The sequence below is a fragment of the Psychrobacter sp. Pi2-52 genome (assembly GCF_904846705.1).
In the GTDB taxonomy this organism is placed as follows: domain Bacteria; phylum Pseudomonadota; class Gammaproteobacteria; order Pseudomonadales; family Moraxellaceae; genus Psychrobacter.
Window position 1 is genome coordinate 195,424 of sequence record NZ_CAJHBS010000001.1, and the last position, 26,839, is coordinate 222,262.

General features: G+C 43.8%; 21 protein-coding genes. 11 read left to right on the top strand and 10 right to left on the bottom strand.

The features are described 5' to 3' along the window. Positions 1-61: 61 nt before the first annotated feature. The gene (locus JMY00_RS00825) at positions 62-337 is read left to right on the top strand and encodes a hypothetical protein (RefSeq protein WP_201578737.1); all 276 of its coding nucleotides are present in this window, start codon (positions 62-64) and stop codon (positions 335-337) included. 135 nt (positions 338-472) lie between these two features. Here JMY00_RS00825 and JMY00_RS00830 read toward each other — a convergent pair whose 3' ends face one another. Then, positions 473-1,147 (bottom strand): tetratricopeptide repeat protein, encoded by a 675-nt coding sequence (locus JMY00_RS00830; RefSeq protein WP_201578738.1) that lies wholly within the window; start codon positions 1,145-1,147, stop codon positions 473-475. 262 nt (positions 1,148-1,409) lie between these two features. Next, positions 1,410-2,813: a class II fumarate hydratase gene (fumC, locus tag JMY00_RS00835; protein ID WP_102092240.1), complete on the bottom strand. Its 1,404-nt coding sequence runs from the start codon at positions 2,811-2,813 to the stop codon at positions 1,410-1,412. A gap of 212 nt (positions 2,814-3,025) precedes the next feature. Here fumC and JMY00_RS00840 point away from each other — a divergent pair, with 212 nt between their 5' ends. Next, positions 3,026-3,766 (top strand): 5-formyltetrahydrofolate cyclo-ligase, encoded by a 741-nt coding sequence (locus JMY00_RS00840; RefSeq protein WP_240990605.1) that lies wholly within the window; start codon positions 3,026-3,028, stop codon positions 3,764-3,766. Continuing rightward, positions 3,766-4,020, top strand: coding sequence for a hypothetical protein (locus JMY00_RS00845; protein ID WP_201578739.1), 255 nt, complete (start codon positions 3,766-3,768; stop codon positions 4,018-4,020). The genes JMY00_RS00840 and JMY00_RS00845 overlap by 1 nt, the downstream gene beginning before the upstream one ends. Positions 4,021-4,118: 98 nt before the next feature. Here the strand turns inward: JMY00_RS00845 and JMY00_RS00850 are convergent, their stop codons facing one another. Next, complete coding sequence (locus tag JMY00_RS00850) at positions 4,119-5,480, bottom strand: Na+/H+ antiporter NhaC family protein (RefSeq protein ID WP_240990606.1); 1,362 nt, start codon at positions 5,478-5,480, stop codon at positions 4,119-4,121. 434 nt (positions 5,481-5,914) lie between these two features. Between JMY00_RS00850 and lon the strand changes: the two genes are divergently transcribed. From lon to JMY00_RS00865, 3 genes are all read left to right on the top strand, one after another. Then, a complete protein-coding gene (gene lon / locus JMY00_RS00855; protein ID WP_240990607.1) occupies positions 5,915-8,518 on the top strand; it encodes an endopeptidase La in 2,604 nt (867 codons plus the stop codon). A gap of 142 nt (positions 8,519-8,660) precedes the next feature. Further along, positions 8,661-9,791, top strand: coding sequence for an META domain-containing protein (locus tag JMY00_RS00860; protein WP_201578740.1), 1,131 nt, complete (start codon positions 8,661-8,663; stop codon positions 9,789-9,791). 195 nt (positions 9,792-9,986) lie between these two features. Next, complete coding sequence (locus JMY00_RS00865) at positions 9,987-10,544, top strand: superoxide dismutase family protein (protein WP_201578741.1); 558 nt, start codon at positions 9,987-9,989, stop codon at positions 10,542-10,544. Between the two features lie 226 nt (positions 10,545-10,770). On the opposite strand, the gene topA is transcribed toward JMY00_RS00865, so the two are convergent. Further along, the gene (topA, locus tag JMY00_RS00870; protein WP_201578742.1) at positions 10,771-13,437 is read right to left on the bottom strand and encodes a type I DNA topoisomerase; all 2,667 of its coding nucleotides are present in this window, start codon (positions 13,435-13,437) and stop codon (positions 10,771-10,773) included. A 283-nt stretch (positions 13,438-13,720) separates the two neighbouring features. Then, entirely contained in the window at positions 13,721-14,317 is a 597-nt protein-coding gene (locus tag JMY00_RS00875; protein ID WP_101205178.1) for a hypothetical protein, read from the bottom strand. A 357-nt stretch (positions 14,318-14,674) separates the two neighbouring features. Between JMY00_RS00875 and JMY00_RS00880 the strand changes: the two genes are divergently transcribed. Continuing rightward, complete coding sequence (locus JMY00_RS00880; RefSeq protein ID WP_240990608.1) at positions 14,675-15,214, top strand: DUF2799 domain-containing protein; 540 nt, start codon at positions 14,675-14,677, stop codon at positions 15,212-15,214. A gap of 225 nt (positions 15,215-15,439) precedes the next feature. Here the strand turns inward: JMY00_RS00880 and JMY00_RS00885 are convergent, their stop codons facing one another. The 3 genes from JMY00_RS00885 to JMY00_RS00895 all read right to left on the bottom strand — a co-directional run bounded on the left by JMY00_RS00885 (position 15,440) and on the right by JMY00_RS00895 (position 17,740). Then, entirely contained in the window at positions 15,440-15,841 is a 402-nt protein-coding gene (locus tag JMY00_RS00885) for a biopolymer transporter ExbD (protein ID WP_201578743.1), read from the bottom strand. 141 nt (positions 15,842-15,982) lie between these two features. Continuing rightward, the gene (locus JMY00_RS00890; protein WP_201578744.1) at positions 15,983-16,672 is read right to left on the bottom strand and encodes a MotA/TolQ/ExbB proton channel family protein; all 690 of its coding nucleotides are present in this window, start codon (positions 16,670-16,672) and stop codon (positions 15,983-15,985) included. Between the two features lie 108 nt (positions 16,673-16,780). Beyond that, positions 16,781-17,740: an energy transducer TonB gene (locus JMY00_RS00895; RefSeq protein ID WP_201578745.1), complete on the bottom strand. Its 960-nt coding sequence runs from the start codon at positions 17,738-17,740 to the stop codon at positions 16,781-16,783. 484 nt (positions 17,741-18,224) lie between these two features. Here JMY00_RS00895 and JMY00_RS00900 point away from each other — a divergent pair, with 484 nt between their 5' ends. The 4 genes from JMY00_RS00900 to JMY00_RS00915 all read left to right on the top strand — a co-directional run bounded on the left by JMY00_RS00900 (position 18,225) and on the right by JMY00_RS00915 (position 22,474). Next, the gene (locus JMY00_RS00900) at positions 18,225-19,277 is read left to right on the top strand and encodes an ABC transporter substrate-binding protein (protein ID WP_201578746.1); all 1,053 of its coding nucleotides are present in this window, start codon (positions 18,225-18,227) and stop codon (positions 19,275-19,277) included. Between the two features lie 228 nt (positions 19,278-19,505). Continuing rightward, positions 19,506-20,444 carry an iron chelate uptake ABC transporter family permease subunit gene (locus tag JMY00_RS00905; RefSeq protein ID WP_101211980.1) on the top strand — a complete coding sequence of 313 codons (939 nt, stop codon included), beginning with the start codon at positions 19,506-19,508 and terminating at the stop codon, positions 20,442-20,444. A gap of 96 nt (positions 20,445-20,540) precedes the next feature. Continuing rightward, positions 20,541-21,626: an iron chelate uptake ABC transporter family permease subunit gene (locus JMY00_RS00910; protein WP_201578747.1), complete on the top strand. Its 1,086-nt coding sequence runs from the start codon at positions 20,541-20,543 to the stop codon at positions 21,624-21,626. A 77-nt stretch (positions 21,627-21,703) separates the two neighbouring features. Continuing rightward, positions 21,704-22,474: an ATP-binding cassette domain-containing protein gene (locus JMY00_RS00915; RefSeq protein ID WP_057761234.1), complete on the top strand. Its 771-nt coding sequence runs from the start codon at positions 21,704-21,706 to the stop codon at positions 22,472-22,474. A 433-nt stretch (positions 22,475-22,907) separates the two neighbouring features. On the opposite strand, the gene JMY00_RS00920 is transcribed toward JMY00_RS00915, so the two are convergent. Both JMY00_RS00920 and JMY00_RS00925 read right to left on the bottom strand, forming a co-directional pair. Further along, positions 22,908-24,239 carry a PepSY-associated TM helix domain-containing protein gene (locus JMY00_RS00920; protein ID WP_201578748.1) on the bottom strand — a complete coding sequence of 444 codons (1,332 nt, stop codon included), beginning with the start codon at positions 24,237-24,239 and terminating at the stop codon, positions 22,908-22,910. Positions 24,240-24,402: 163 nt separating this feature from the next. Beyond that, a complete protein-coding gene (locus JMY00_RS00925; RefSeq protein ID WP_201578749.1) occupies positions 24,403-26,706 on the bottom strand; it encodes a FepA family TonB-dependent siderophore receptor in 2,304 nt (767 codons plus the stop codon). Between the last annotated feature and the right edge of the window lie 133 nt (positions 26,707-26,839).

Below are 26,839 nucleotides of genomic sequence, written 5' to 3' on the forward strand. Positions count from 1 at the left end.
TTATTTTAAAATGAGCTAAACCATAAAAAGTTATTTTGAATACTCATAAGATGTAGGTTGTATGACTATTGAGCAGATTTTTGAATTTAGCTTGCTGACTGACCGCACAGAGTATGGTATTGAAGCTTTTAATATTGCATACAAACAATTGGGCGAAATAAAATACGACTTTCCTTATGCTGGTCTTGAAATTGCTATGAAAGCAGCAAAAGAATACGCTTTAGCGTTAGAATCGAACGAATTAGAAAAACGATTGATGGCTGAAAAAAATAGAATTGAGAAAGACTCTGTTTCGAATAGTTGGTTCCAATCCTTATTAAGCATTGTATTTAAATGAGTCTAGGACATATTCTTGATCCAAACGTTTATCGCCATTTTTAAAATAGAAACACGCCTTAGTAACGTATGGCTCTTCTAAGTTCGTTAACCTTTAAACTATGTCGTACATTACTATATCTTTTACCCGTTATACTTACCTGACGCCAAGAGGATGGAGAGATGAGTTATCTCCCTGTTCTTTAGCTTTTTTGTACCAATTAAATGATTTGATATGATCGAAATCAACACCTAACCCGTTCATATACATCCAGCCTAAATTTACTTGGGATTTTGCATCACCTTGATCGGCAGCCAGTTCAAACCACTTAAAAGCTTCAAGATAGTCTTTTTCAACACCTTTACCTTCAAAATAAAGTAAACCTATGAAAAATTGAGCATTAATATTGCCTTGCTCAGCAGATTTTTTAAACCATTTGGCTGCTTTAATATAATTAACATCTGTACCTAGTCCTGAGCAGTATATTGAAGCCAAAACGTACTGAGCATTTGCATCTCCTTGATTCGCAGCTTTTAAAAACCACTTTCTAGCCTCAACATAGTCTTTATCGACTACTAGTCCTTCAAAATACATAGCACCAAGATGATACTGTACTTCTACGCTGCCGTTATTTGCAGCTTCTAAAAGTTCACTAGTGGATTCTTCGTCACTGTACGTAGTATTAACCTCTGAATCATATACTTGAGAAAAATCATCTTGTGAATAACCTTTATTACTCGCTACAGAATTTTCGTCGACGATCGCATCCTTTGCTAATACTGAGCAGCTAATACCCGTAGAGACTATTAAGCATAAATAACCTGCTGCCATACTGGTGAACTTTTGCTTTAAATGCATAATCTATCTCTCAAGATTTAAAGAAATTGTGATATGAGGTTGAGTGATCATAGCGTAAAGGCCAGCATCTCACCATATGAAATAGTAAAAAACCTTGCCACACGACAAGGTCTTTTTATTTCTAAATTCTCAGTGAAAAAAATATGATGCTGCTACCAGAAAGACGAGTGCAAATAGTACCTATCGTACGTTAAGCGAGTCTGACGCCGTAGCAGGTCATTATTTGGTCTACTGCTTACTTAGGATGTACCATATCAGCAGGAATGACCCACTCATCGAACTGCGCTTCAGTTAGTAGCTCTAGCTCGACCGCCACTTGCTTCAACGTTTTGTTTTCTTTATAAGCCGTCTTAGCAATTTTAGCCGCATTTTCATAACCAACATGACGGTTCAATGACGTTACTAGCATCAATGAGTTGTGCAGGAAGTCATCGATTTTGTCTTTTACTGGCTCGATACCAACAGCACAGTTTTCGTTGAAGCTGTTGCAAGCATCGCCAAGCAGTTTGATAGACTGTAACAAGTTAAACGCGATAACTGGCTTATACACATTTAGCTCAAAGTTACCTGATGCGCCAGCCATGCTGATAGTCGTGTCGTTACCCATGACCTGAGCGACAACCATGGTCATTGCTTCTGACTGCGTTGGGTTTACTTTACCCGGCATGATAGAAGAGCCTGGCTCATTTTCAGGAATCGTCAATTCGCCCAGACCACAACGAGGGCCAGATGCCAACCAACGTACGTCGTTAGCGATTTTGTTTAGGCTGCCCGCTAGTGTTTTTAGTGCGCCTGAGGCAAATACTTCTGCATCACGAGCCGCTAGCGCTTCGAATTTGTTTGGTGACGTAACGAATGGCAAGCCAGTCAAAGTCGCTAATTGCTCAGCTGATTTTACTGCATAGTCAGGGTGGGCATTTAGACCAGTACCAACCGCAGTACCGCCTAGTGGCAATTCATATAGGCCTTGTAGCGCGTTGTCGATACGAGTCAATGAATGGTCAAGTTGGCTCACATAGCCGCTGAACTCTTGGCCTAGGGTCAAAGGCGTCGCATCTTGTAAATGCGTACGACCGATTTTTACGATGCTATCAAATTCTTTGGCTTTTGCAGCTAGCGTATCGCGTAGTGCTTTTACCGCTGGAATCAGTAAGCTGTTGATTTGACGCGCAGCAGCCACACGAATCGCTGTTGGGAAGCTGTCGTTGGTAGACTGTGCATGGTTTACATGGTCATTTGGGTGAATTGGCGTGTAGCTGCCACGCTCAGAACCAGCGATTTCATTAGCACGGTTGGCGAGTACTTCGTTCATGTTCATGTTTGACTGGGTGCCAGAACCTGTCTGCCATACAACCAATGGGAACTGATCGACCAGACCACCATTGATGATTTCGTCAGCGGCTTGTACGATGAGATCACGCTTATCGCCTTCGATACGCTCTAGGCTTGCATTGGTAATCGCAGCGGCTTTTTTGACCAGTGCCATCGCTTCAATCATTGGACGCGGCAAAGTCTCGCCACCGATTTTGAAGTTTTCGCGGCTACGCTGAGTTTGCGCACCCCAATAAGCATCAGCTGGGACTTCTACGTTGCCCATGGTGTCTTTTTCGGTACGAGTTGCCTGATTCTGTGTCGACATAACTACCCTCTTTACTGGTTTGTTGTTAGATAACTGAACGATAAAAAGTGCAACAGCTGCTGCACATAAACGGAAATACGATGTAAAGTGGCGTTATGATAGCATGACTAAGGCGTGTTGAATATTCACAAATAGCCTTGAGCGATGCCTAAAAACGAATGCCTAAAAACGCCTGTCATCGCCAATCTGTTACTTCATTGGATAAGATACCTATGCACTCTGAAATTATGCACCCTAAACCAATACGACCTGAGCCAAATAACCTTAACCCAAACAACTTTGATCCAAACAACCTTGATTCAGATAATTCGGACTCAAAAAACGCTGAATTATCCGAACCTGTCATCAGCAATCCGCCTAGACGGCACTTTACTCGCCAGCGTCGCCAGTTAACTGATGGCGCACGCAGACAGTTTGCTCAGTCTGCAAGCTTACATCTATCTAAGCTACAGCAGCGCTTACCAATACATGCACGCATTGGCCTATATTATGATGGATTTGGTGAGCTACCTACTCAGCCATTATTGGACTGGTGCCAGCGCTTAGGCTATTTACCTTATTTGCCAGTTGTTGGTTCACTTGGTCGTACTAGCAATGGCAATGATAATAAACACCTGCGCTTTGTACCTGTTTATCATTCAAAACTGGTCAATATCCCCACTCGCATTCACCAATTAGGCATGAAACAAAACCACAGCCGCGCCCTGCTTTGGGCGTCGGAATTGGATGTGATTATTTGTCCACTCGTGGCGGTAGACCTAAACGGTAACCGTATAGGCATGGGTGGTGGATTCTATGATACGACCCTTGGGAAAAGTTATCGTTCAGGGGCTTCAAGGCCGTTAAAGATAGGTTGGTGCTATGATTTTCAAGTGGTTGAACAATTAGCGCGTCAACCGTGGGATGTGCCATTAGATGGTTTAATTACGCCAAACGGCATAAGGTGGTTTTAATGAAAGACGATAAACAATTTGAAAAAGACTCTAGCGCTGCTGATTCCAGTGCAGATAGTGTGGATGAATATTTGCAAACACTGGGCAATGAGGACGCTAGAGAGCTGCACTACTACAGTCAAGAACAACCGTTTAGCTCTGATGAGATGACACGGCTCGTCAATGAAGATCGCTTAAATGCTTTGCTCGCGCAAAGTGATGCGTTTTTGAGTAGTATTAATGGTGAGATAAAAGATTTTGATGAAGATTATTGAGTCTCGCATCGATTTAGTAATCGATAAAAACTAAAAAAGGCAAGCATAGCTTATAGCTATACTCGCCTTTTATACCAAACCTAACTGTTCAAGCTTTATTAAAGCACCATCGCGGCAATCCAACCAAACGCCAGTAGCGGCATGTTGTAATGCAAGAATGTCGGCACCACACTGTCTTTGATATGGTCATGCTGTCCATCGATGTTTAGACCAGAGGTTGGCCCCAATGTCGAATCTGACGCAGGCGAACCTGCATCTCCCAGTGCGCCAGCCGTACCGATAATCGCCACAGTAGCCAATGGCGAAAATCCTAAAGAGATACACAGCGGCACATAAATCGCAGCCAAAATAGGAATGGTCGAAAATGACGAGCCGATACCCATAGTCACAATCAAACCAATCAATAGCATGATAAATGCGGCCATCGCTTTGTTACCAGCGAACAGCGATGCTGCGCCATCGACCAACGGCTGAATCTGCTCAGTGGCTTTCATCACTTCAGCAAAGCCCTGCGCGGTAATCATAATAAAGCCAATCATCGCCATCAGCTTGATACCATCATTAAAGACGCCATCAGCATCACGCCACTTCACCACGCCAGTTGCCATAAAGACACCAAAGCCAAACATTGAGCCAAGTAGTAGCGAATCAGTATATAACTGCACGACAAAAGCAGTCACGATAGCTGCCAAAGCAACCAATGTCTTTAGCTTGCTCTGCGACTGTGCGCCAGCGGCAGTTTTGCTTAATGCATCGCCTTCTACTACTGCATCATGCGCTTGCTGATCTATTGCAATCTGCTGATACGCACGTGGCTTACGGTAGCTAATAAATACAGCAACCAGCAAACCAATTAGCATACCCAATGCAGGAATCGCCATGGCTTGCACCACAGAAATATTGGCAACATCGATACCCGCTTCACCCACGTTTTTTAGCATAATCTGATTGAGGTAGATATCACCAAAGCCATAAGGAATAAACATATAGGTGGTGACCAGCCCGAAAGTAATCAGACAAGCAATCAGGCGTCTATCAATCTGCATTCGATTGAATGCTAATAATAGTGGCGGTACCAGTAATGGAATAAAGGCAATATGAATAGGGATTAAGTTTTGGCTAAAGCAGCTCATGGTAATAAGGCCTGCAAACAGCATGTACTTAATCATGCCACTCGTACCCGCAGCATCAATACGCTTGATGACCGCGCCTGCCAACGATTGCGGCAGGCCCGAATGAGCAATCGCTACCGCAAACGCCCCAAGTAAGGCATATGACAACGCAATCTCTGCGCCATTACGGATGCCTTCTTGAAAAGCGTTGAGCGTATCAGTAATACCAAGCCCTGCTAGTAATCCACCTGCCAGCGCCCCGATTAATAAACTGAGCACCACGTGCACTCGCGAAAGTGACAGTCCTAGCATAATAATAACTGCTAGCAATACTGCATTGATGGCCATGTGTTGCCCCTTGTTCTTTATACTTTGGTCTTATTGAGACCTATGAATATTGAAACTAATGAATATTGCCCTGTTGTCTAAAACGTCTCAATATGAGAGCCTGTTTTAGACGCGCGCCAGTTTACCTTATTTTGGGTATAAAGCCTACGTATAGAACCGATTAGGCATCAATACAGGTAGCCAAATATCACCTATACATTCAAACCCTCTTCTATAATTTCTGACTGTCTTTATCCTTCATAGACCAGTTATACCGTTGACGACATGTCATTGGTAACATTGATTGCATTAATAACTGGGCACTCAGACAACTATTTAACAAAGATAAGCAAACGACTTCACCATTCAGCCTTGCAATTTTTTTCCTGAGCACCATTTATCTAAACATGAACCACGAACTTGACTTTACAAGTCTGGGGAACGAGGAAAAACATATGAGTGAACATAATATTGATAAAGACAACATCGACATCGATGTATCATCTGCCCTGAACACTGACACGACGTCTGATGCAAAGACTGACACTGACGCTAACATCAGTGCTGACGCGAATAATGAGACAGAAAGCGCATCTACGGATGCGTTAAATGCCTCATCCAACACTGTCAAAGACAATGAAGATGAAAGCTATCTGCCACTGCTAGCATTACGCGACGTTGTCGTCTATCCACATATGCAGATTGCATTGTTTGTGGGACGCGCACCATCGGTGAAAGCGGTTGAGTTGGCACAGGCTGAGTATGGCAACAAAGTACTGGTAGTCGCGCAAAAAGACTCACTGACCGAAGATATTGATCAAGATAACTTGTATCAGTACGGTACGGTGTGCCGCATCGTCAGCACCATGCCACATGACAGCGATGAGAACTGCATTAAAGTATTGATCGAAGGTCAATACCGCGCTCGTGTTGACAATATAGAAGGTCATGATGATTTATTAATGGCGAGATTTGAACGTGCCGACCTCGATGTCAGCATGGATGAGAGCCAACAGAAAAATACCATTCAAGCGTTAACCACATTATTCGAAAGCTATGCAGATGCGCGACTTCGCAATGCACGTGAGCTGACTCGTGTGGCTAAGCGTATCGACGACTTGCTTGAGTTGGTTTATTTCATCTCAACTCGTGTGTCGATGGACCTTGATATCAAACAGTCTTTCCTAGAAGAAGACGATATCAAAACGCATATCAACACTTTGACTGAATATTTAGTCAAGCAAAGTGCTGAGCAAAACATCGAGCAGGACATCCAAGATGCTGTCCGTCAGCAAATGGAAGACAATCAGCGCGAATACTTCTTGAATGAGAAGATGAAAGCCATTAAAAATGAGCTGTCAGATATGAATGACGGCGCGTTCGATGGTGAAGATGATGTCGCTGAGCTAGAGCAGCGTTTAGAAGATGCTGACCTACCAGAAGACGTGCGCAAAAAAGCTGAGCAGGAATTCAAAAAGCTCAAAATGATGCCAACTGCATCAAGCGAATCGTCAGTGGTACGCAACTATATTGAATGGATTTTGGACACGCCGTGGAATGCGACGACCAAAGTATCTATCAATCTAGACAAAGCTAAGACGGTGTTAGACGAAGATCATTATGGTTTGCAAGATGTAAAAGACCGCATCTTAGAGTATCTAGCCGTACAATCACGCGTGAAAAAGCTTCGTGGCCCGATTCTATGTCTCGTCGGTCCTCCAGGTGTCGGTAAAACCTCATTAGGTGAATCAATTGCCCGTGCTACTGGCCGTAAGTTTGTGCGTATGGCACTCGGCGGCGTACGTGATGAAGCAGAGATTCGTGGTCATCGCCGTACTTATATCGGTGCAATGCCGGGTAAAATCGTTCAATCACTTGCAAAAGTAGAAGTCAAAAACCCGCTGTTTTTATTAGATGAAATCGATAAGATGGCGCAAGACTTCCGCGGTGATCCAGCGTCAGCATTGCTTGAAGTATTGGATCCATCACAGAATGATACGTTTAACGACCATTATTTAGATATGGACTTAGATTTGTCGCAAGTGATGTTTATCTGTACTGCCAACAGCATGGATATTCCGCCTGCGCTGCTTGACCGTATGGAAGTTATTCGCTTGCCGGGTTATACCGAAGAAGAAAAAGTTAATATCGCACAGAAATACCTCGTGCCAAAAGCGATTAAGCAAAACGGTCTCAAAGAAGGCGAAATTGAGATTGTTGAAGCCGCATTGCACAGCATTGTCCGTAGCTATACGCGTGAAGCAGGTGTACGTAACCTTGAGCGTGAAGTGAACAAAATCTGCCGCAAAGTGGTTCGCGGTTCGGTTGAAACTCATGGTGCTCGCGCTCCGAAAAAAGCAGAACGTCAGCTAGTGACAGTCGATGACAAGAACATCGATGACTATCTAGGTGTACACCAGTATGACTACGGTTTGGCTGAAGAAGAGCCTGAGATTGGTCGTATCACTGGTCTTGCATGGACTCAGGTCGGCGGTGAGCTATTGACCATCGAAGCGGTCGGCATGAAAGGTAAAGGCGAGCTTAGCTTTACCGGTTCACTAGGCGATGTGATGAAAGAGTCGATTCGCGCAGCCATGAGCGTGGTTCGTGCTCGCGGTGACAGCTTAGGTATCGATTACGAGACGTTTAAAACAACAGACGTCCATGTGCATATGCCAGAAGGCGCCACGCCAAAAGACGGCCCATCAGCTGGTGGTGCACTGACGACAGCGCTAGTCTCTGCGTTGACAGGTATCGCTATCCGTCCAGATATTGCGATGACAGGTGAGATTACCTTACGCGGTAAGATCCTACGTATCGGTGGTCTCAAAGAGAAATTGCTTGCGGCACATCGCGGCGGTATCAAGCATGTATTGATCCCAGCGACCAATGAGCGTGATCTGGCTGACATCCCTGATAACGTGAAAGAAGGCTTAACCATTCAGCCAGTTGCCACGATTGAGGAAATCTTAAAGGTTGCTTTGGTCAGTATGCCAACACCAATTAAGCCTGCCAAAGTGACCGTTGATAAAACCTCTGGTAAAGCACTGCATAATTAATTGAATTTTTATTAAACTCCTCCTATAGATTAAGAAGCCGCTTATCACAATGATGGGCGACTTTTTATTGGCAATAATAAACAACAATCTCTCTACAGCCTTGTGCTATATTTCAGACAAATGTTTATCTAGTAGAAAGTTTATGACTTTAAATCGTTTACGGATGTCTCTAGCGATAATAAGTGCATTACTACCAGTCGCTTTGTTAGGCTGCCAAACAAACAGCCTTAATCATTCAGCGCAAACCAGTACCGTCATCGACGATAAAAACTGGTCAGCGACAACACTAAAACCCAGACTGTTTCAAACGATCACCAAATACGACTGGCAACTAACGCATGTTAGCAATGATAAAGGCAGACTCATACGTGTCACTTTTCAGCCACTCCTAACTATGCACGTTCGCCCAGACCTGTTAACCTTTGATGACGGCTGCTACCGACATCTCGTATCCTTTGATATGTGGCTGCCCTTACCTTATCCTTATACAGATGCATCAGTACAAGATACAACTAAATCGCCAATCAAGGCTGCTGACTGCACAGCGATATATCAAGCAACTACCCAAGACTGGCGTGGTAATAAAATCATCCCTAGTGATACAGCATCTCTATTAAACTCGACTTTTGGGCGCTACGCAGGAACAAATTTCATATTTAATCCTGTGATGATTCAGTCCATACAGGTCTATAAAGCCATAGAAAAACAGCTCGCTTTAAAGACCAGCAAGGGGAAAACACTTATCTTTTCGGGCACACCCAAACCTAAATACCCCGTGACTGGCATACCACTCACCAATGAATTATTAGAGCGCTATCGCTGGCAGCTAGTACAAGTGACGGACAAAGCAGACGTAATCTTGAGTGAATTTACGCAAATAGAAGAACCTATTATGCTTTCCTATGGTTTGGATAACTATGGTGGTGATGAGAGTGACGAACAAAATGGCTTTGAGTCAGGTATATATGGTCAAAGCTTTGGTATCTCTGTTGGCTGCAACGGCGTTAGTGGGCCTTACGCCCTCTCTATCAATCAAAGTTTACTTACTGGCAGTTTTCCTTCTACTATGATGAGCTGTGGCGATACTCTTGATGATGTCGAATCACAGCTTCGACGTATGATGACCCATAGTAAGAGTCAATTGACTTTAAAATATGGGGATAATAAGGCGAAGACAATTACAGAGCAGTCAGAGCCAAACTACTTACTCACCCAAACTTTAGATTCTGGTGAAACGTTAATTTGGAAAAATGAGCCAAAGAAAACCCTCTAATACATTTTCAAACCCATACGTTACTTACATTTATTAACTGATTGTTGCGCATTTGATGAATAACTATAGAGTTAGCTTGGCTATACTGACTCCGATGTTAACGAATATTGACGCCCATTTTTATAGAACAATAAGATAGATATTCGTGGCTTTAACAAATACTAAAAATAACAACTCAAACAATTGGAGATAATAATGAATAAGACATTACTTGCAAGTACCCTATTATGCGGTTCAGCGTTAGCAATGACTGGTTGTCAAACCGTAGAAAGCCAAATGCAAACAGGCAATCCTTTAGCACAGCCAACGCTAAAATCAACCATACAAACAGTAGATGGTGAGAAGAAAGAAGTTGGTCAAGTTTTCTTACGTCCAGTCGATGGCGGCGTCCAAGTTTACGGTAAACTCACTAATCTACAGCCAGGTAGAACTGTTTCATTACATATCCACGAAACAGGTAGCTGTGACGTCATGGGTAAAGCAGCAGGCGGTCACTTCAACCCAGACAACAAGCCACACGCTAATCCAGATGACATGAATGGTCATGCTGGTGACTTGCCAAACTTAACTGCCAATGAAGATGGTGTTGCTACTATCAATTATGTGAACAAGAAAATCGCAGCGACTGAAGCAGGTAAATACAGCGTAAATCGTTTGGCCTTTATCGTACATGCTGGCGTTGATGATTACACCAGTCAGCCTTCAGGTAATGCAGGCGATCGTATCGGTTGCGGTATCATCGTAAAAAACTAATACTGTCCAAACCTATTAATTTAAGTTGATTCTATAAATATAGAAATAGCTTAAAAGAAATATTATGAGCACAAAAAAAACCCTCTTAAATTATAAGAGGGTTTTTTGTTGAAAGTAACTATTAGGTTTGTTTAAGCCAATACAAGAAAGACCAATGTAAATCGTACCTGTAGTACATCAGATGAGTCTGACGCCATAAAAGCACTGTATTGGACTTAACTAATAGTTACTCCTCTACCCATTCACCATTACGCCAGTAAACACCCCAACGTGTGGCCTTGCCGTTTTTCTCAGAGCCGATATACTGCTCTTTTTTCTTACGTGACCAGCGCAAGATGGTTGGGTTACCTTCAGGATCTTCATCTGGTCCTGCAAACAGATACTGGAACTTGTCCTCCATCTTGTCTTTAATTTCTCGTAGCTCAGCCAGCTTTGGCGGACGTGTCTCACGCACTTTTGGGAACTTAGACGCTGCTAAGAACATCCCAGCCGCCCCTTCACGCAAAATGAAATAATCATCATGCTTGGTCGACTTTAGCTCTGGCAGATGGATTGGATCCATACGAGGCGGCGCTGCTTCACCAGTTTTTAGTACCTTGCGCGTATTATCACAGTTTTGACAAGCAAAATACGGACCAAAGCGTCCTGTTTTAAGCTCCATCTGCCCATCGCACTTATTACAGTCAATAGTTGGTGCATCTGAGCCAGGAACTTCAAACTTGCCTTCTTCTAGGATATAACCATCGCAATCAGGGTTATTACCGCAAATGTGTAGTTTGAGGCCACCATCCACGATGTAACCATTCATCGCCGTACCACATTTCGGACAGCGTTTTTTCTCCATCAAATCTTTAACTTCTGCCGCTTCGTCATCACCTTCCGCATCATCTAGATTGGCGAATGCTTCGACTGGCATTAGATTTTTGGTGCCTTTACAGCGCTCTTTTGGCGGTAAGTTATAACCCGTACAACCTAAGAATACACCTGTTGACCCTGTGCGCAGCTGCATAGGACGATCACAGATATCACAATGGACGTCTGGTACATCGGTCGGATCATTTGGACGCATACCGTCTTTTTCTTTGGCACGCTCTAGAGTAGTTTTGAACTCACCATAGAAATTATCAAGCACGTCTTTCCAGTCTTGCTCACCTTCGGCGACATGATCGAGCTTGTCTTCAAGCGCAGCAGTAAAGGTATAATCCATTAAATCTGGGAAGCTAGCCGTCAATCTATCAGTGACGATATCACCCATTTTTTCAGCAAATAAACGTTTGTTCTCTAACTTCACATAACCACGATCTTGAATGGTTGAGATAATGGATGCATACGTCGATGGACGACCGATGCCTTTTTTCTCAAGCTCTTTTACTAGACTGGCTTCAGTATAGCGAGGCGCAGGCTTAGTAAAGTGTTGACTCGGATCTAACTTATCTAGATTCAGCTTATCGCCTTTTTTGACGTCAGGCAGTAAGGTATCGTCAGTCTTGGCTGGTGGCATCACTCTTGTGTAGCCATCAAACACCATGGTACGACCGCGCGCTTTTAGCTCGATATCATCTGCGCCTACAAACAGGTTCACTGACAGATATTTTGCAGGTAACATCTGACACGCCACAAACTGACGCCAGATTAGCTCGTATAGACGTATCGCATCACGCTCAACACCTTTGAGCTGCGTTGATTTCATATTGACATTAGAAGGACGAATCGCTTCATGCGCCTCTTGTGCACCTTGCTTGTTACCATAGAAATTTGGTTTTTCTGGCACGTATTTTGCACCATAGCTGTCTTCGATATGACCACGGACAGCAGCAAGCGCGTCGCCTGATAAGAACGTCGAATCAGTACGCATATAAGTAATATGACCCGCTTCGTATAGACGCTGCGCCAAAATCATGGTTTTCTTAACAGAGAAACCTAAGCGGGTACTAGCAGCCTGTTGCAAGGTCGAAGTAATGAATGGCGCGCTTGGACGTGATTGCGTTGGTTTTTCTTCACGCTCTTTGACGATAAAATCGCTTGCTTTGAGTATCTCTAGGACTTTATCGGTCTGCTCTTTATTCCCAAGCTTTAAGGTTTTACCGCCTTGCTTGGTCGCTTCTAAGCGGATACCGATTTGCTCAGCGTCTGAGGTTTTTTTGGCTTTGCCATTAGCAATGTGCGTGTCCGCATGGATTTGCCAGTACTCTTCTGGGATGAATGCGCGAATCTCATGCTCACGCTCGACGACCAAACGCATAGCGACTGACTGTACACGACCTGCCGACAGTCCGCGAGCAATCTTTTGCCATAATAATGGCGATACCATAAAGCCAACAACACGGTCCAAGAACCGACGCGCTTGCTGCGCGTTCACGCGGTCAATGTCTAATTTCGAAGGCTGCTTAAATGCACTTTGGATAGCTGACTTGGTAATCTCGTTGAAGACCACACGTTGATACTTGCTATCAGGGCCACCGATGACTTCTTTTAAATGCCAAGCGATCGCTTCCCCTTCTCTATCCATATCCGTTGCTAGATAGATTTTGTCAGCGTCTTTGGCTAGTGCTTTGAGCTCTTTGATGACTTTGGTTTTGTTTGGCAGTACTTCATAAACTGCCGCCCAGTCATGCTCTGGATCTACACCCATGCGGCGTACCAGTGCTTGTTGCGCTTTTTCTTCTTTGGTCAGACTGTCATCTTTTTTAGCGGTCGTTGCTTTCTTTGCGCTTTTGCTCGCACTGACCGGCAAATCACGGACGTGACCGATACTTGAGCGTACAATAAAGTCATCACCAAGGTATTTATTAATCGTTTTTGCCTTGGCTGGTGATTCTACGATCACCAAAGACTTACCCTTTGGGCTGTCAGCAGCTGGTACTGGACTTTTTTTGGTTGTGGTTTTTGCCATGTTTGACGACACCATAATATAAGTAAATTAAAAGTAAGTTTAAATTCAGCAGCACGGCAATTTATGGAAGCAGATACTCATGGTTTGACCATGGTTTAGCTATTTATAGTAATAATCGCTGCTGATAAAAAAGGTTATAAAATAAATAATAACCATAAAATAAAGATATAGTTATAAAGACGTTACACTGCTAAGCGTTAAACTGTCAACTTTAAATAATTTGAATATGACAAACCGCTTGCATATTGCCCTTTAATGGAGACGAAAAAACGCTTTACTAGGTTTATGCTTGTTTTTGCATCTGTAGCGCCCATTTCTCAAGGTTTTCTTTGAGCACTAATAAGTCCGCTTCGATCCGTTTTTGATGGTACGTTGGGTTAGATGCTGGACGTACATAAGCAATATCTTCCCAATAAATAATAATGCTATTGGCCTTGGTCAATAGACCTTTAACAAACGGCTCGATACTTACTGGTAGCTCTAACGGCACTTGATCCAAGCTAAAATCAGTTTTTTTGACTACTGGATTATTGCTGATTTGACTAGAACGAATCGCACTGGGAATAGTAAGCGTTTTATCATCTGTACTGGTATCAACAAAACTGCTGTCTGGTCGCCACTGTCCATCAATCACTTGATAACGAGTATGCGGCAGTTTAGTGTCTTCAAATATCAGGCAGTACTGTCCAAGCATACCGCGGCCATACTCATTATCACGACCTTTGATCCAATCAGGGCACGAAACAAGTTTTGGATTGAGCTGTAAACGACGCGCGGTCATACGCAGCTTATCCAAACGCTGATCGATACCGTTCGGTTTGAGCGCCATCATACTCCCTAATACGAATAGTACAATGATAACGCCAATCAATGTTCCCATGATGGTCTGGCCTTTTGACTAAATGAAAAAGATACTAATAGAGATATAGGTAAATATCGCTAATGAACCGTTATTTATACATAGTACATATAGATTTGCGATTAGCAGGATAATAAACAACGATATATAAGGGCTTATAATGAGCACGAACCATTAAAAATCAAGCGTTGTCGTCCAATCGCGGTACAACAGGTGCTTTTAAAGCATATGACAATTTAGCAAGTTACGCTATTAAATCAATTATTTAGCGTATATAAACTTACCGAGCACAGTACGCTATAAAAACCAGATACGAAAAGTGGTCAGCTCAAAAAAGTGCTATGATAAACCATAATTTTAAACGCGCGCAGGTTTATTATGAATTATCTTATTGAGTCAAACTCATCGGGCGCTTATCACGCTCGCAAGCTGATGAGTAGAGTCATTAGCAAAACAGGCATGAGTCTATCGCTACTTGGCGCGGTCGTACTGACATTATCAGGCTGTGCCACGACTCAGAGCCTAACGCCGCAGCAATGTCAAAGCAGTAACTGGCAAGAAGTTGGCTACGCTGATGGCTCGCAAGGGCGTTCAGGTGCCTACTTCGGTCACTATACCAATAGCTGCGCCAGTATAGGCGGTGCTAGTCCTAACCGTATCCAATGGGAGCAAGGCCGTCAACAGGGTCTCAAAAACTATTGTACTGAATTGAATGCTTATAAGCTCGGTCGCGAAGGCTATGACTGGCAACCTGTCTGTCCGTTAGAAGGTATTGAGAAGTTAGAAGAAGCTTACTCTCAAGGGCGCTACTATTATATCCGTCAGCGCGATCTCGACTACTTACGCTCACCTTACCCATTTGGCTACAGACATGCAGGTTTTGGTTACGGCTATCGTCCGTTTGGCTACGGCTGGTAAAAAAAGAAAACCTCACTAACGACTTAATTTGAGGTTTAAGTAGTTAATGAGGTTGGAGAAAATTTTATTATTTTAATTGTTTTTATTATAATGGTGCTAATTGTCTTGCTGGTTGGGCTATTGGTTTATCTAGCCAGTTTTCTAATATAAAATTAAAGCTACTAGCACTGACTCACAATGCCTAAACTATTCAATGCTTAAGTTATTCAGTATTTAGCTACTAAGCTACTCATTCACAAATGCGATTTTGGTCAGTCCAGCGTTGCTTGCCGCTGCCAAAACTTGAGCGACCGTATCGTACTTGCCTTCTTTATCCGCACGTAACTGTACCGCTGGATTCTTACCAGTCGCGCCTTGTTGCTGCAAGCGTTTCTCCAACTCTTCCATGCTGATTGGATCACTATCCCAGAATATCCCCGCGTCCTTATCAATGCTGACTTGGATCGCTTCTGGCGGCGTTTCATTGAGCGCGGCACTGGTCTCTGGCAAATCTAAAGGCACCGTCGGATTCAACACGGTCGCTGTCAATAAAAATATAATCATCAATACCAGCATGATATCGATAAGCGGAATAAGGTTCATCTCATCCATGCTTCGTACGTCATCATCACCCAATTGAAATGCCATAGTTACTCTCAATGCTTTTGGTTATTTTCACACAGCCAAGCCGCTTTTTGACGGTTTTTCGACTTGTGGTTTGAGCCTTTATAGACTTATCACTTACAGACCTAGCCTTTACAGAATCAGTATCTGTAGAATTAATACTATCTATAGCTGCTTTGGCACAGAATTACTGTAGTTATTGGTATGCTGAGTCTCGCTCGTCGTTGAACGACTGCTTGTTGCAGCGTGCACTTGTGAGGCGCTAGCAGCATGGCTCGCAGTTACCTTAGTAGTATCCAAAAGACCCGTTGATTGCGCCAATAGATCATGCGCTCTGTCGTTGGCTTGATACATTATGCGGCGATTGATACGTACTGCCAGGTTGTAAAACACCACGGCTGGAATCGCTACTGCAATGCCGAGACCTGTCATAATCAGTGCTTCACCGACTGGCCCTGCAACTTGTCCCAACCCTGCCTGACCACTCATACCGATGTTGTGCAAGGCATGGAAAATACCCCATACCGTACCAAACAAGCCAATGAACGGTGCAATCGCTGCCGTCGTGCCAAGAATTGGCAGACCGCGCTCACTAGCAAAGCGATAGCGACCGATGTGCTTGAGCAAAGTCTGCTCAGTCACCAAACGGCGAGTGGCAGCATCAGAACCTGCCAAATCAGACTGTCTGGCTTGTAATTGCTGACTCAAATCATCTGCTACATTGGTCGCCAGTTTGCGGCTTTGCAATACGCGGACGATACCTGTCACCCAAGAGAGAATAGATAACGCAAGCAACAAAAAGAACAACGTTTTTGTCACCATGTCGCTGATCTGCCAGTATTGCATAAAGTCCATGTCAGACTCCTTAATGTGTAATGCCATTACATGATACTGAGGTAAATATCATGTTTAGTTTTATAATGAAAAATGATGAATAAATACGTTGTTATAAAGTATGAGTTATCAAGGAACTGCGTAACTGATCGGTAGGGTCACATCACCTACCACGGGTACGCCATTCTTAGTAAAGGGTTTGAACTTGCCAGATCGCACTTGACGTCTGGCTTCTTTGTCTAGTAGCGGATTACCTGATGATTGAGCAACTCGCACGTTATCGATGCCGCCTTGTTTGTTGACTCGTAATACCAAGACAACGTTGAGCGTATCACCAGAACGGGCTCTACGTGCGGCGCGCTCAGGGAAACTAAAGTTTGGCGCAGATGCCCAGTTGGCTGAGCTAGCAGTGAAGCTCACAGGCTCATTACTCTGTGCTAAAGCAGCTGCTGCTTCCGCCTCAGCTCTTGCTTGTGCAGCGGCGGCCTCTGCAGCAGCCTTCGCTTGAGCGGCAGCTTTGGCATCAGCGACTCTTTTGGCTTCTTGCTCTGCCCTAGCTTGCGCCTCTTGCTCAGCTTTTCTGGCTTGTCGCTCTGATTCAGCTTGGGCAGCTGCTTTGCGCTGTGCTTCAGCTGCTGAATTATCAACCTTTGGTTTCGGTAGCGGCTCTTTTGGGGCTACTTTTTGACTGGTATCAGGACGAGGCTTTTCTGACGCTATCACAGGCGTCACTTTCGGCTCTACATTTTTTACAATAGGCTCTTTTGGTTTTACTGGTGTCTCTGTTGGTTTTCTAACCGGCTCTTTAGGCTTTGGTTCAGGTTGCGGCGCTGGCTGAACTTGTACCTCAGGCTGTACTTCTTTTTTGGCTGTGACTGTTTGTTTTTCTACTTCAGTTGAGACCGTTTTTGCCGGTAATGACACAAACTTTATCTCAAGTGGTGACATCTCTTTTTTTGGCTCAGGTTTGAGTTCAGGCGTTTTTATTGCCACTAGTGCAATTGCGGCAAGCACATGGAGTCCTAGTACTGCAACAATAGCTAGCAATAACGACTTAAGTGGTGGCGCGTCTAAATCCGTTGAACTCATAACAGCCTAATGTTTATTACTCAGAGTAGAATGGCGTAGATAATAATGCAAACGATAATTATTATCAATAATAATTTACAATATTTTTGCTATTTAATACATCTCTGACACGTAATATTGCTTAATAGTTTTACCTATCGCAACACTCATTTTCATGAACGTTGCCTACCTTTATACCTCACTACTATGAAACTTATCTTTTTATCAAATGATACGTTGCGTTTAATATAGCAAGTACTGTTAATAAAAACCATTATCATTTATATTGATAATGAGTCTCAACTACTTTATTATAACGTCTGTCCTGTCAACTCATACTATTTTTATAAAAACTATTCGTATAAAAAATTAGTGAGTGGTACTAAGTAGACTATTTATTTTATGCTTTTATCTCAGCATCTTTCAGACTTAATATTTTTAGCGTCATTCATTTGCAATTATTTTAGACAATTGCTTAAACATTTTTTGATAGACCGAGTTCATTATGCCGACACCTTTATTATCTAGCAGACCTACCGCCTCTTTTTTCAAACGTCCATTATTGACTGCTGCCATGACAGCGTTATTAGCTACGGTAGTGGCAGGATGTAGCTCGCCTGAATCTAATGACTCTGAGCCAGCAGACGCCAAAACTGAAAACCCAACGGCTGATGAATCACAGAACGTTGCTAATAACGACGCTGTATCTGCTGAGAAAATCATGGTCAATACCGTGAAAGGTGATGTTGAGCTTGCTATGAACCCATCACCACTTGTCGTTTATGATATGACGTTGATGCAAGACTTGGCCGCGCTAGATGTGGCAGTCGATGGTATGCCTGGTGGTCTATTACTAAAGAACCTACACTCAGAGACGCAACCTGATCCAAAATCGGTAGGTACTGTGTTTGAGCCAGATCTTGAAGCGTTGAATGCGATGCAGCCGCAAGCTATTTTGGTCGGTTCACGCATGGCAGAAAAATACGACGAGCTATCAAGTATCGCGCCGACATTGGACATGAGTATTGATACAGCTAACATTTACGAATCAAGCAAGCAGCGCCTGCATGATTTAGGTGCACTGTTTGGTAAAAGCGATCAAGCCGCAAAGTTACAACAGAACATCGATGGACTCATCACTGAGACCAAGAGTCTAACAAAAGAAAATAAAGGCACTGGCCTAGTCGTCATGGTCAATGGTAATAAAATGTCAGCCTATGGTGACAAGTCTCGCTATGGTTTTATCCATACTGTATTAGGGGTACCAATGGCAGATGACAAAATTGCCGATGCGCCTCATGGTCAGCCAATATCGTTTGAATACATCCAAAAAGCCAATCCTGATTGGTTATTTGTCATCGACCGTAGTGCTGCAATTGGTGAAGACGGTATTGGTGCCAAGGCCGTATTAGACAATCCATTGGTTGCTCAAAGCAACGCATGGAGCAAGCAGCAAGTGGTTTATCTGAGCCCAGATTCTTACTTAGCATTTGGCGGTTATTACCAATGGATGCAGGATCTAACGACAATCAAAGATGCTTTTACTAACGCTAAATAATGTCGTTTTCTAGACAAACGATTATTGCACAAGTAAATATTATTACCGTTAACCCTGCTCATTTTTAAGCCAGTAGAGATTATGTCGTTATTTTCTCCCCGTACTCATGCTAGGCTCAAATCCAGTACTGCTCCATCAGCGTCAAGCTGGCAGAGCGGTACTGGCAATGCGTTACATCGACGTACTGTCATACCACCGTGGCTCATCAATACAGCAAGCCTCATTCTTATGGGGCTTTTGGTGTTATTGAGCTTATCTATTGGTGTGGCCGACTTTTCGTGGTCAGGTATCTTGCAGAGCCTGCTGACTCAGAGTGCCAACTCCGATAGCTCATTGTTATTGGTTAGCCGTATACCGCGTACCATCGCCATTATCTTGACTGGTATTGCGATGGCAGTGGCTGGGATGATTATCCAAGTAGTACTAAAAAACCGCTTTGTAGAGCCATCTATGGTTGGTGCAACTCAGAGCGCTGCACTTGGTTTGCTAGTGGTTAGTTTACTGTTCCCTGCTAGTGCGCTCATTGTCAAAATGGGCGTGGCAACCATCGCTGCCGTTTTTGGCATGATGCTATTTATGCTGCTCATTCACCGTATTCCGCCCACTGATTTTTTGATGATTCCACTGATTGGCATTGTCTTTGGCGGCATTATTGAAGCCGTCACTACCTTTATCGCCTATCAAACCGAATCACTACAGATGCTGAGTGTTTGGCAGTTTGGAGATTTTTCGGGCGTATTGGCAGGGCGCTATGAGCTGTTGTGGCTCACGGGTGGACTGTGTGTGCTGGCTTATATTATTGCTGACAAGCTGACCATCGTTGGTTTGGGTGACAATATCGCCTTAAACTTGGGTATTAGTAAGCGTCAAGTCACTTGGATTGGCGTGGGTATGGTAGCCATGATGAGCGCTGTCGTGGTCGTAACTGTGGGCATGATTCCTTTTATTGGGCTGGTCGTACCAAACATTGTGAGCCGTCTAATGGGAGATAAGTTGCGTCGCAGCTTGCCAGCAGTGGCCCTACTTGGTGCTTCAGCCGTACTGCTATGCGATATTATCGGGCGCTCTATTCGCTATCCATTTGAAGTACCGGTCGCCACTATTTTTGGTGTGGTTGGTACGGTGCTGTTTTTATGGCTGTTATTACGTGCGCCAGCTGAGCAGTAGCACCATGTTCACTAACTATGTATTAATTTTCAACACTCGCTTACCGTCGTTCATTTTTTGCCTTATTAGATAAGCTTGGCACCATAGGATTTTTGTATGTTCTCATCAACTAAGCTTACTTCCACCAAGACTGATGCTACCAGAACCAGCACAGCGGTAAATAATTCATCTTCAGCAGATGGTCAGTACTCAGCCGCTGCACAAGGTCATTTGGCAAAGCTTTGGGCATGGATAGCTGCCCATCCAAAATCCATAGCAGCTATTATTCTACTGATCTCGATGACCTTGTTTATGACACTCAATGTCAATGGCTATTGGGACTTTGCGCTACCATTACGCGGCAAAAAACTGCTGGCACTGATGGTGGTTGGCTATGCAATTGGCGTGTCGACGTTACTGTTTCAGACGTTGACTCACAATCCAATTCTAACGCCCTCCCTACTCGGATTTGATTCACTCTATGTTCTGTTGCAGAGCCTGCTGGTTTTCTTTTTAGGTGCGATTAGCTTTACCAGTCTCGATCCTATTGCTAAGTTTACGCTAGAGATTGTCCTGATGTTTGGGGCATCTTTATTATTATTTAAGCTATTGTTTTCTAAAAGCAGTCAGGATCTGACGCGGCTAATATTGGTGGGTGTTATTTTTGGCGTGTTGTTTCGCAGTTTATCAGCACTCATTGCACGGCTGATAAACCCTGATGATTTTGTGGTCATACAGTCCGCTAGCTACGCGCAGTTTAATACAGTCAACCCTCAGCTACTAGGTATCAGCTTATTTATCTGTGCCATCACTGCGATATTTGTGTGGCGCTGGCGTTACCAATGCGATGTGTTGATGCTCGGACAAGCACAGGCCGTCAACCTTGGTATCAACTATCAGCGTCTGGCATTTGGTCTATTAACTGTCATCGCTGTACTGGTTGCCACGGCCACTGCACTGGTCGGTCCAGTGACTTTCTTTGGTCTATTGGTTTGCGCATTGACCAATCGTATCGCACGACATATGTATCACACCGAGCGGCTGATATTGGTCAGTTTGGTCGCTATGATTTGCTTAGTACTGGGTCAGACTATCTTTGAGCAAGTGCTAGATATGGCAGGCGTATTGTCCGTGGTGATAGAGCTAGCGGGCGGATTGATGTTCTTAGCATTGATATTTATGTCCCAGCGTCGTTCGTTATAACTACTTAGCTGACATTGTTTGTTTAGCCAATGCTGTTGATAGAGAAAAACCTAAGACTTTTTTAAATAAGACTGACTATGATTAAACTGAATAATATCTCTCACCATATTGGCAAACAACAAATCTTGCATGATATTACGTTGTCCCTACCAACGGCGCAGGTGATTGCTTTAATTGGGCCTAACGGCGCTGGGAAGTCTACGTTGTTTTCTGTCATGGCCCGTTTGCAGCCGCTACAATCTGGGCAGGTGAGCTTCGCTGTAGATAATGAAGAGCGTGATATTGTCAGCTGTCAGGCGCGGACACTGGCCAAGACGGTCGCGATGCTTGGGCAAGACAATCATGTGCAAGGACGCCTACGCGTACATGAGCTACTGATGTTTGGTCGTTATCCTTATCATCAAGGACAACCAACCGCAGACGATCAGCAAAAAGTGCAAGAAATCCTTGAACGCTTTGAGCTTGAGCCACTTGCCGAGCGTTTCTTGTCAACGCTATCCGGTGGACAGCGTCAGCGCGTGCTGATCGCCATGATTGTCTGCCAAGATACGCCCTATCTATTGCTCGATGAGCCACTAAATAACCTAGACATGTATCATGCTGGTCGGCTGATGCGTGAGCTACGTCAGCTTAGCCACAATCAGCAAAAAACCGTGGTAATAGTCCTGCATGATATCAACCAAGCGGCACAGTTTGCAGATACAGTGGTTACGATGAAAGCAGGAGAAGTGACGGCTGTTGGTCGCCCTGCTGATGTTATTACTAAAGAAACGATGAAAGATTTATACAACGTCGATGTCACTGTCCTAAGCCATCAGGGTCGTCCAGTGATTGTTGATACGGTTTAAATAAAGAACTTTGCAAATAATAAAAGAAGTTATAGATGCATAGAGCGCTATTAAATAATCGATGGATAAACTACAAGAACCTATCTCTATTAATTTTAGTAATTAGCTTTTGCTTATTCATTTTTAATGCTTTAAATAAAGAGATATCAAATACCTTTTTTTGGTTAGGAATCACTTTATATGCTTTAAGATTGGTGGTTATTCCTATGGATTTTACTCAAAACATCTCTTCAGTAGACTACATAAAGAACTACGATGAAAATAATACATGGCATAAATGGGTGATGCTAGGTGAGAGATTTTCTTCCTTTATTTTTACTGTCTTGATAGCATACACAATATTTTTGCAATTCAAGTGATAACTAGGGCATGCCTTTAATGCAGTACATAGCTATTTACCGAATTAAAAGCCTACCTTAGAAATCTGGCAATATTACCTACCCTTTTGCAACGCCTTCAATCGACTTTGACGCCCTTTCCACCATAGATAAACACCAGTAATAGACAACACTGTCACAGCCAAACCTACCAATGCTAAAAATATTTGATACAGTAAGTGGCCGATGCCATGGCTAATATGACCCATATGTAAGGTCAACAACCAATTGTTGGTTTTGCTACCGAATGATGAGTTCTGGTAGCCGAAGTTTACCTGTTCAACGCTACCCGTTTTTGCATTGACCGTGATGGATGATGCACCGCCTTTTTTACCAATGTCCTTATCTGTCTTAAAGCGCAGCTGCCATTGACCCTCATCCTCAATCCAACGTATGCCTAAAAACTCTCGTACTAGCATACCCTTGCTTTGGGCAGCGGTGTTTGCCTGCTCACTTAAATAGGCAATGCTATTGGCTTTGTTGACCACATCAACAGACTCGACATCGACAACCTCATTGTTTACAGCCTTAACCCTAGTCGCTGTTTCTGCACCAGAAGCCTGTTCTGCTTTTTCTGATGGCTTTCTTGAGTTCTCCTGTCTTTCCTCTCTGCCTTCAAGACCTACGACAGTATGCATCACAGGTTGATAGACCTCTCTTAGGTTAAAACCAACACTCGACCACGCGATGACAAACAGTATGAGCCATAACCACAGCCCAAAGGCATGGTGTAGATCATAGTTGAGCTTAAAGAGATTGGTTTTGCGGCGGATTTTCCACGCTGGTAACCAACGTTTAAAAAAGGAGGCACGTTTTTTAGGCGAGGTTTGATTCTGTGCTTTTTTCTTGAGCGCTCTAGGAAACGTTAAGTAAAAGCCAATAAAGCAATTAATCGTCCACACGAGCGCGACAATCCCTAGTAGCAATTTTCCAATATCACCCAGTAATAAATCGCGATGTAACCAAAACACTTTCCACATGGTGTTGTGCCATGCCCACTCATCTCTATCACGAGTACCAATGATATCGCCAGTATAAGGGTGGACATAAACCTGTTGAAACGGTGCTTTCGGTTGGTTTTGGGCGGCTTTTCCTCGTGCTCTATCTACCGAAAATACGGCTGACCTCTCTGCAGCTATCGAGGTTGGCATACTAGAAAAAGCATATTGAGGATACGCACTAATGACCTTGTCATGAAGCTCTGCAATAGGCAGATGTGATGCATTTTGCTTCTCAACCTGAGCCAGTTTATGGTTGAAGACATCGTCTAGCTCGTCATGAAATGCCAATAACGTGCCAGTAATACCAGTGATAATTAAAAAAGCTGCCATGGCAAGCCCAGTATAACGATGGAGCCAAAGACAGCTATAGCGAAAATTAAATGACATAAATAAATCTGCTGTTATATGGTGATAGTAAGTTATTGAATTATTAAAAATATTTACGGGGGCATGGGCTTATTTTGAAAATGAGAACCTGCCCTAACAACACAAAAGGTCTAAGCAAATAGCTCAGACCTTTTTCTAATTTAACAAACTCTGTGTCTACCTCCTAAAAATCAACGCTAACGTCGAACACATAAGTACGACCAGGTTCATTGAACGTACGTGCACCTGCGTTCGTAGCGGTACCCTCACGATAAACACCCTCATCAAACAAGTTTTTGATACCAGCACCAACCGTAATCGATTTTGTCAGATCATAGCGAGTGCTCACATTGGCAATGGCATACGGTTCGCGATCAAGCAACGGGTCACCACTATCTTCTCCAGTCGTAACTGAAATCGTTGGGGCTTCAATCGTGCCATAGTAGCTCACATCAAAGTCGGCATTCCAGCGAGGCGTAATATCCCAATCCACACCCGTGTTCACAGTGAACTTAGGAATGAGCGATAATGGCTCGCCATTGTCTTTTCGCTCTGAGCGGATGTTACCAGTGATATTAGAAGACCATCTTACATTGTCAGTGACTGGTACTTGTACAAAGCCTTCTAAACCTTCAACAATTGCTTCACCTTGATTGTCCCATTGAAAGATAGAACGATCTGTCGCCGTATCTACCGCCACACGATCCGTACCAGCGCCAATGCGGTTATCATAGGCATTGTGGTAATAAGTCAAGCCAGCATTCAATCCAGTACCATCATCATAAGTAAAGGTCAGCTCTTTGTTCCAAGAAGTTTCATTTTCTAGATCAGAATTACCCAAAACATGACACCCTCCACCTCTGTTTTCATCTTTCACGTATTGTGGACAGCCATAACCACGAGTGTAGTAAATGTAATTTGGGTCAAGCTGGTATAGCGATGGCGCTTTAAATGCACGACTGACACCCGCCTTCACTGACCAATCAGGGCTAAAATGCCAAGTAGTATTGATACTAGGCGACCAGTTACTGCCAGCTTCACTATGATAGTCAAAACGTAAGCCTGGCGTGACATACCAATCAGGCGTGATCTCATAGTTATCTTCTAAATAAGCACCGACGAGGTAGGCATCTGAGGTCGGATCGCGCTTGTCAGGATCGGTCTCTACATCACCAAACTCAAAACCATCTTCAAATGTCATATCAGATACCACAGGGTTATCCAGCTTTTCACCGCGGAACTCTGCACCAGCCGTCAAGGTATGACGGTCAAAATAAACATCCCACTCTGACTTAGCATTTAACGTATCGTAAGTCGCCTCTGTCCACTCAAACTCCTCGCCGTCGTCAGGTATGACAATCTGACCTTCACCACCACCCGCACTACCTTCACCCAAGCGCTCATTAATTGTCCGAGTGTACTCGACGAAACTGTTACTACTAGCGTCATCGTACTCACCGCGATGGGTGATCGCCGCGCCATAGCGCTGCATCTTATTGGTGGTCTCACCTTCTAACTCATCTATCAACGTTTCATTCACGGTTTGGAACAATGAATCACCCGCCCAGCGGTTTTCTTGACGACTATAATTGACCTCAACACCGACCGTATTCATCGCATCCATCGCGTATTCAAACACTTGGCGCACATCGATATTTTCGACACCTTCAGTACCTGCTGCTACTGAGTCATCTAGCGCTTCTGCTGCATTAATAGAAGGGTCATCAGCTTCACTATCATGATAGCCAAGGGTAGTACGTGAGGAAAGTTTATCCGTCAATGCACCTGCCATATTGATATTGGTACGCCAGCTACTGCCTTCTAAATCGCTCTCTGGTGCCTCATAGTGACTACTGATAGAAAACTCTGGCTCAGTCGGGCTCTTGGTAATGATATTTACCACACCGCCCATACTACCAGAGCCATAACGGGCTGCTGCTGGACCACGCAATACTTCGATGCTTTCGATAGCGCCTGGTGGTACCCACTGCGAGTCACCACGCGTGTCTTGCTCACTCCCACGACTAGGTCGTGAGGAATTGCGAGAAGTGACAGGACGACCGTCGATTAAGATAAGTGTATTGTTTGGCCCCATACCGCGCAAATCAATTTGACGTTGGTTACCACGCTGACCTGACGTTGATGAACCCGACAAATTCACACCTGGCATCTTACGTACAATCTCTGAAATATCATTAGAAACTGATGCTTTTTCGATGGCTTCTTCACTAATAATAGACAGCCCTGCTGCTTGTTCTAGCTCGTCCCTTGCTGCCCGCACCACAATTGTATCCAATGTAGCTGTAGGCACAGCTTCTTGGTCGGTCGCCCCTTGCACAGCTACCTCATCACCCTCGGCAGCAAAAGCGGTACTACTAAGAATAGAAGTCACAGCGATACTTAGTAAAAGCTTACCAGTCACGACGCGTTGAAGTTTTTTTGGAGAAGTGATGACTGAGAAATCAGAGCAACCTGATTGGTTTGACATAAGTAATATTCCTTGAAGCGCACAATTTCGTTAATACCTGTTTATCTCATCGTCAGTGAATGGTTTTAGCCACTTTTTATGCAATGCTTCGGATGCATTCTCGGTGCAAGTACACATAAATAAACGTCTAAAA

Excerpts from the sequence above, each read along its gene's own strand:
- JMY00_RS00825 (WP_201578737.1), top strand. The coding sequence starts at position 62 with ATGACTATTGAGCAGATTTTTGAATTTAGCTTGCTGACTGACCGCACA.
- JMY00_RS00830 (WP_201578738.1), bottom strand. The coding sequence starts at position 1,147 with ATGGCAGCAGGTTATTTATGCTTAATAGTCTCTACGGGTATTAGCTGC.
- fumC (WP_102092240.1), bottom strand. The coding sequence starts at position 2,813 with ATGTCGACACAGAATCAGGCAACTCGTACCGAAAAAGACACCATGGGC.
- JMY00_RS00840 (WP_240990605.1), top strand. The coding sequence starts at position 3,026 with ATGCACTCTGAAATTATGCACCCTAAACCAATACGACCTGAGCCAAAT.
- JMY00_RS00845 (WP_201578739.1), top strand. The coding sequence starts at position 3,766 with ATGAAAGACGATAAACAATTTGAAAAAGACTCTAGCGCTGCTGATTCC.
- JMY00_RS00850 (WP_240990606.1), bottom strand. The coding sequence starts at position 5,480 with ATGGCCATCAATGCAGTATTGCTAGCAGTTATTATTATGCTAGGACTG.
- lon (WP_240990607.1), top strand. The coding sequence starts at position 5,915 with ATGAGTGAACATAATATTGATAAAGACAACATCGACATCGATGTATCA.
- JMY00_RS00860 (WP_201578740.1), top strand. The coding sequence starts at position 8,661 with ATGACTTTAAATCGTTTACGGATGTCTCTAGCGATAATAAGTGCATTA.
- JMY00_RS00865 (WP_201578741.1), top strand. The coding sequence starts at position 9,987 with ATGAATAAGACATTACTTGCAAGTACCCTATTATGCGGTTCAGCGTTA.
- topA (WP_201578742.1), bottom strand. The coding sequence starts at position 13,437 with ATGGCAAAAACCACAACCAAAAAAAGTCCAGTACCAGCTGCTGACAGC.
- JMY00_RS00875 (WP_101205178.1), bottom strand. The coding sequence starts at position 14,317 with ATGGGAACATTGATTGGCGTTATCATTGTACTATTCGTATTAGGGAGT.
- JMY00_RS00880 (WP_240990608.1), top strand. The coding sequence starts at position 14,675 with ATGAATTATCTTATTGAGTCAAACTCATCGGGCGCTTATCACGCTCGC.
- JMY00_RS00885 (WP_201578743.1), bottom strand. The coding sequence starts at position 15,841 with ATGGCATTTCAATTGGGTGATGATGACGTACGAAGCATGGATGAGATG.
- JMY00_RS00890 (WP_201578744.1), bottom strand. The coding sequence starts at position 16,672 with ATGGACTTTATGCAATACTGGCAGATCAGCGACATGGTGACAAAAACG.
- JMY00_RS00895 (WP_201578745.1), bottom strand. The coding sequence starts at position 17,740 with ATGAGTTCAACGGATTTAGACGCGCCACCACTTAAGTCGTTATTGCTA.
- JMY00_RS00900 (WP_201578746.1), top strand. The coding sequence starts at position 18,225 with ATGCCGACACCTTTATTATCTAGCAGACCTACCGCCTCTTTTTTCAAA.
- JMY00_RS00905 (WP_101211980.1), top strand. The coding sequence starts at position 19,506 with ATGGGGCTTTTGGTGTTATTGAGCTTATCTATTGGTGTGGCCGACTTT.
- JMY00_RS00910 (WP_201578747.1), top strand. The coding sequence starts at position 20,541 with ATGTTCTCATCAACTAAGCTTACTTCCACCAAGACTGATGCTACCAGA.
- JMY00_RS00915 (WP_057761234.1), top strand. The coding sequence starts at position 21,704 with ATGATTAAACTGAATAATATCTCTCACCATATTGGCAAACAACAAATC.
- JMY00_RS00920 (WP_201578748.1), bottom strand. The coding sequence starts at position 24,239 with ATGTCATTTAATTTTCGCTATAGCTGTCTTTGGCTCCATCGTTATACT.
- JMY00_RS00925 (WP_201578749.1), bottom strand. The coding sequence starts at position 26,706 with ATGTCAAACCAATCAGGTTGCTCTGATTTCTCAGTCATCACTTCTCCA.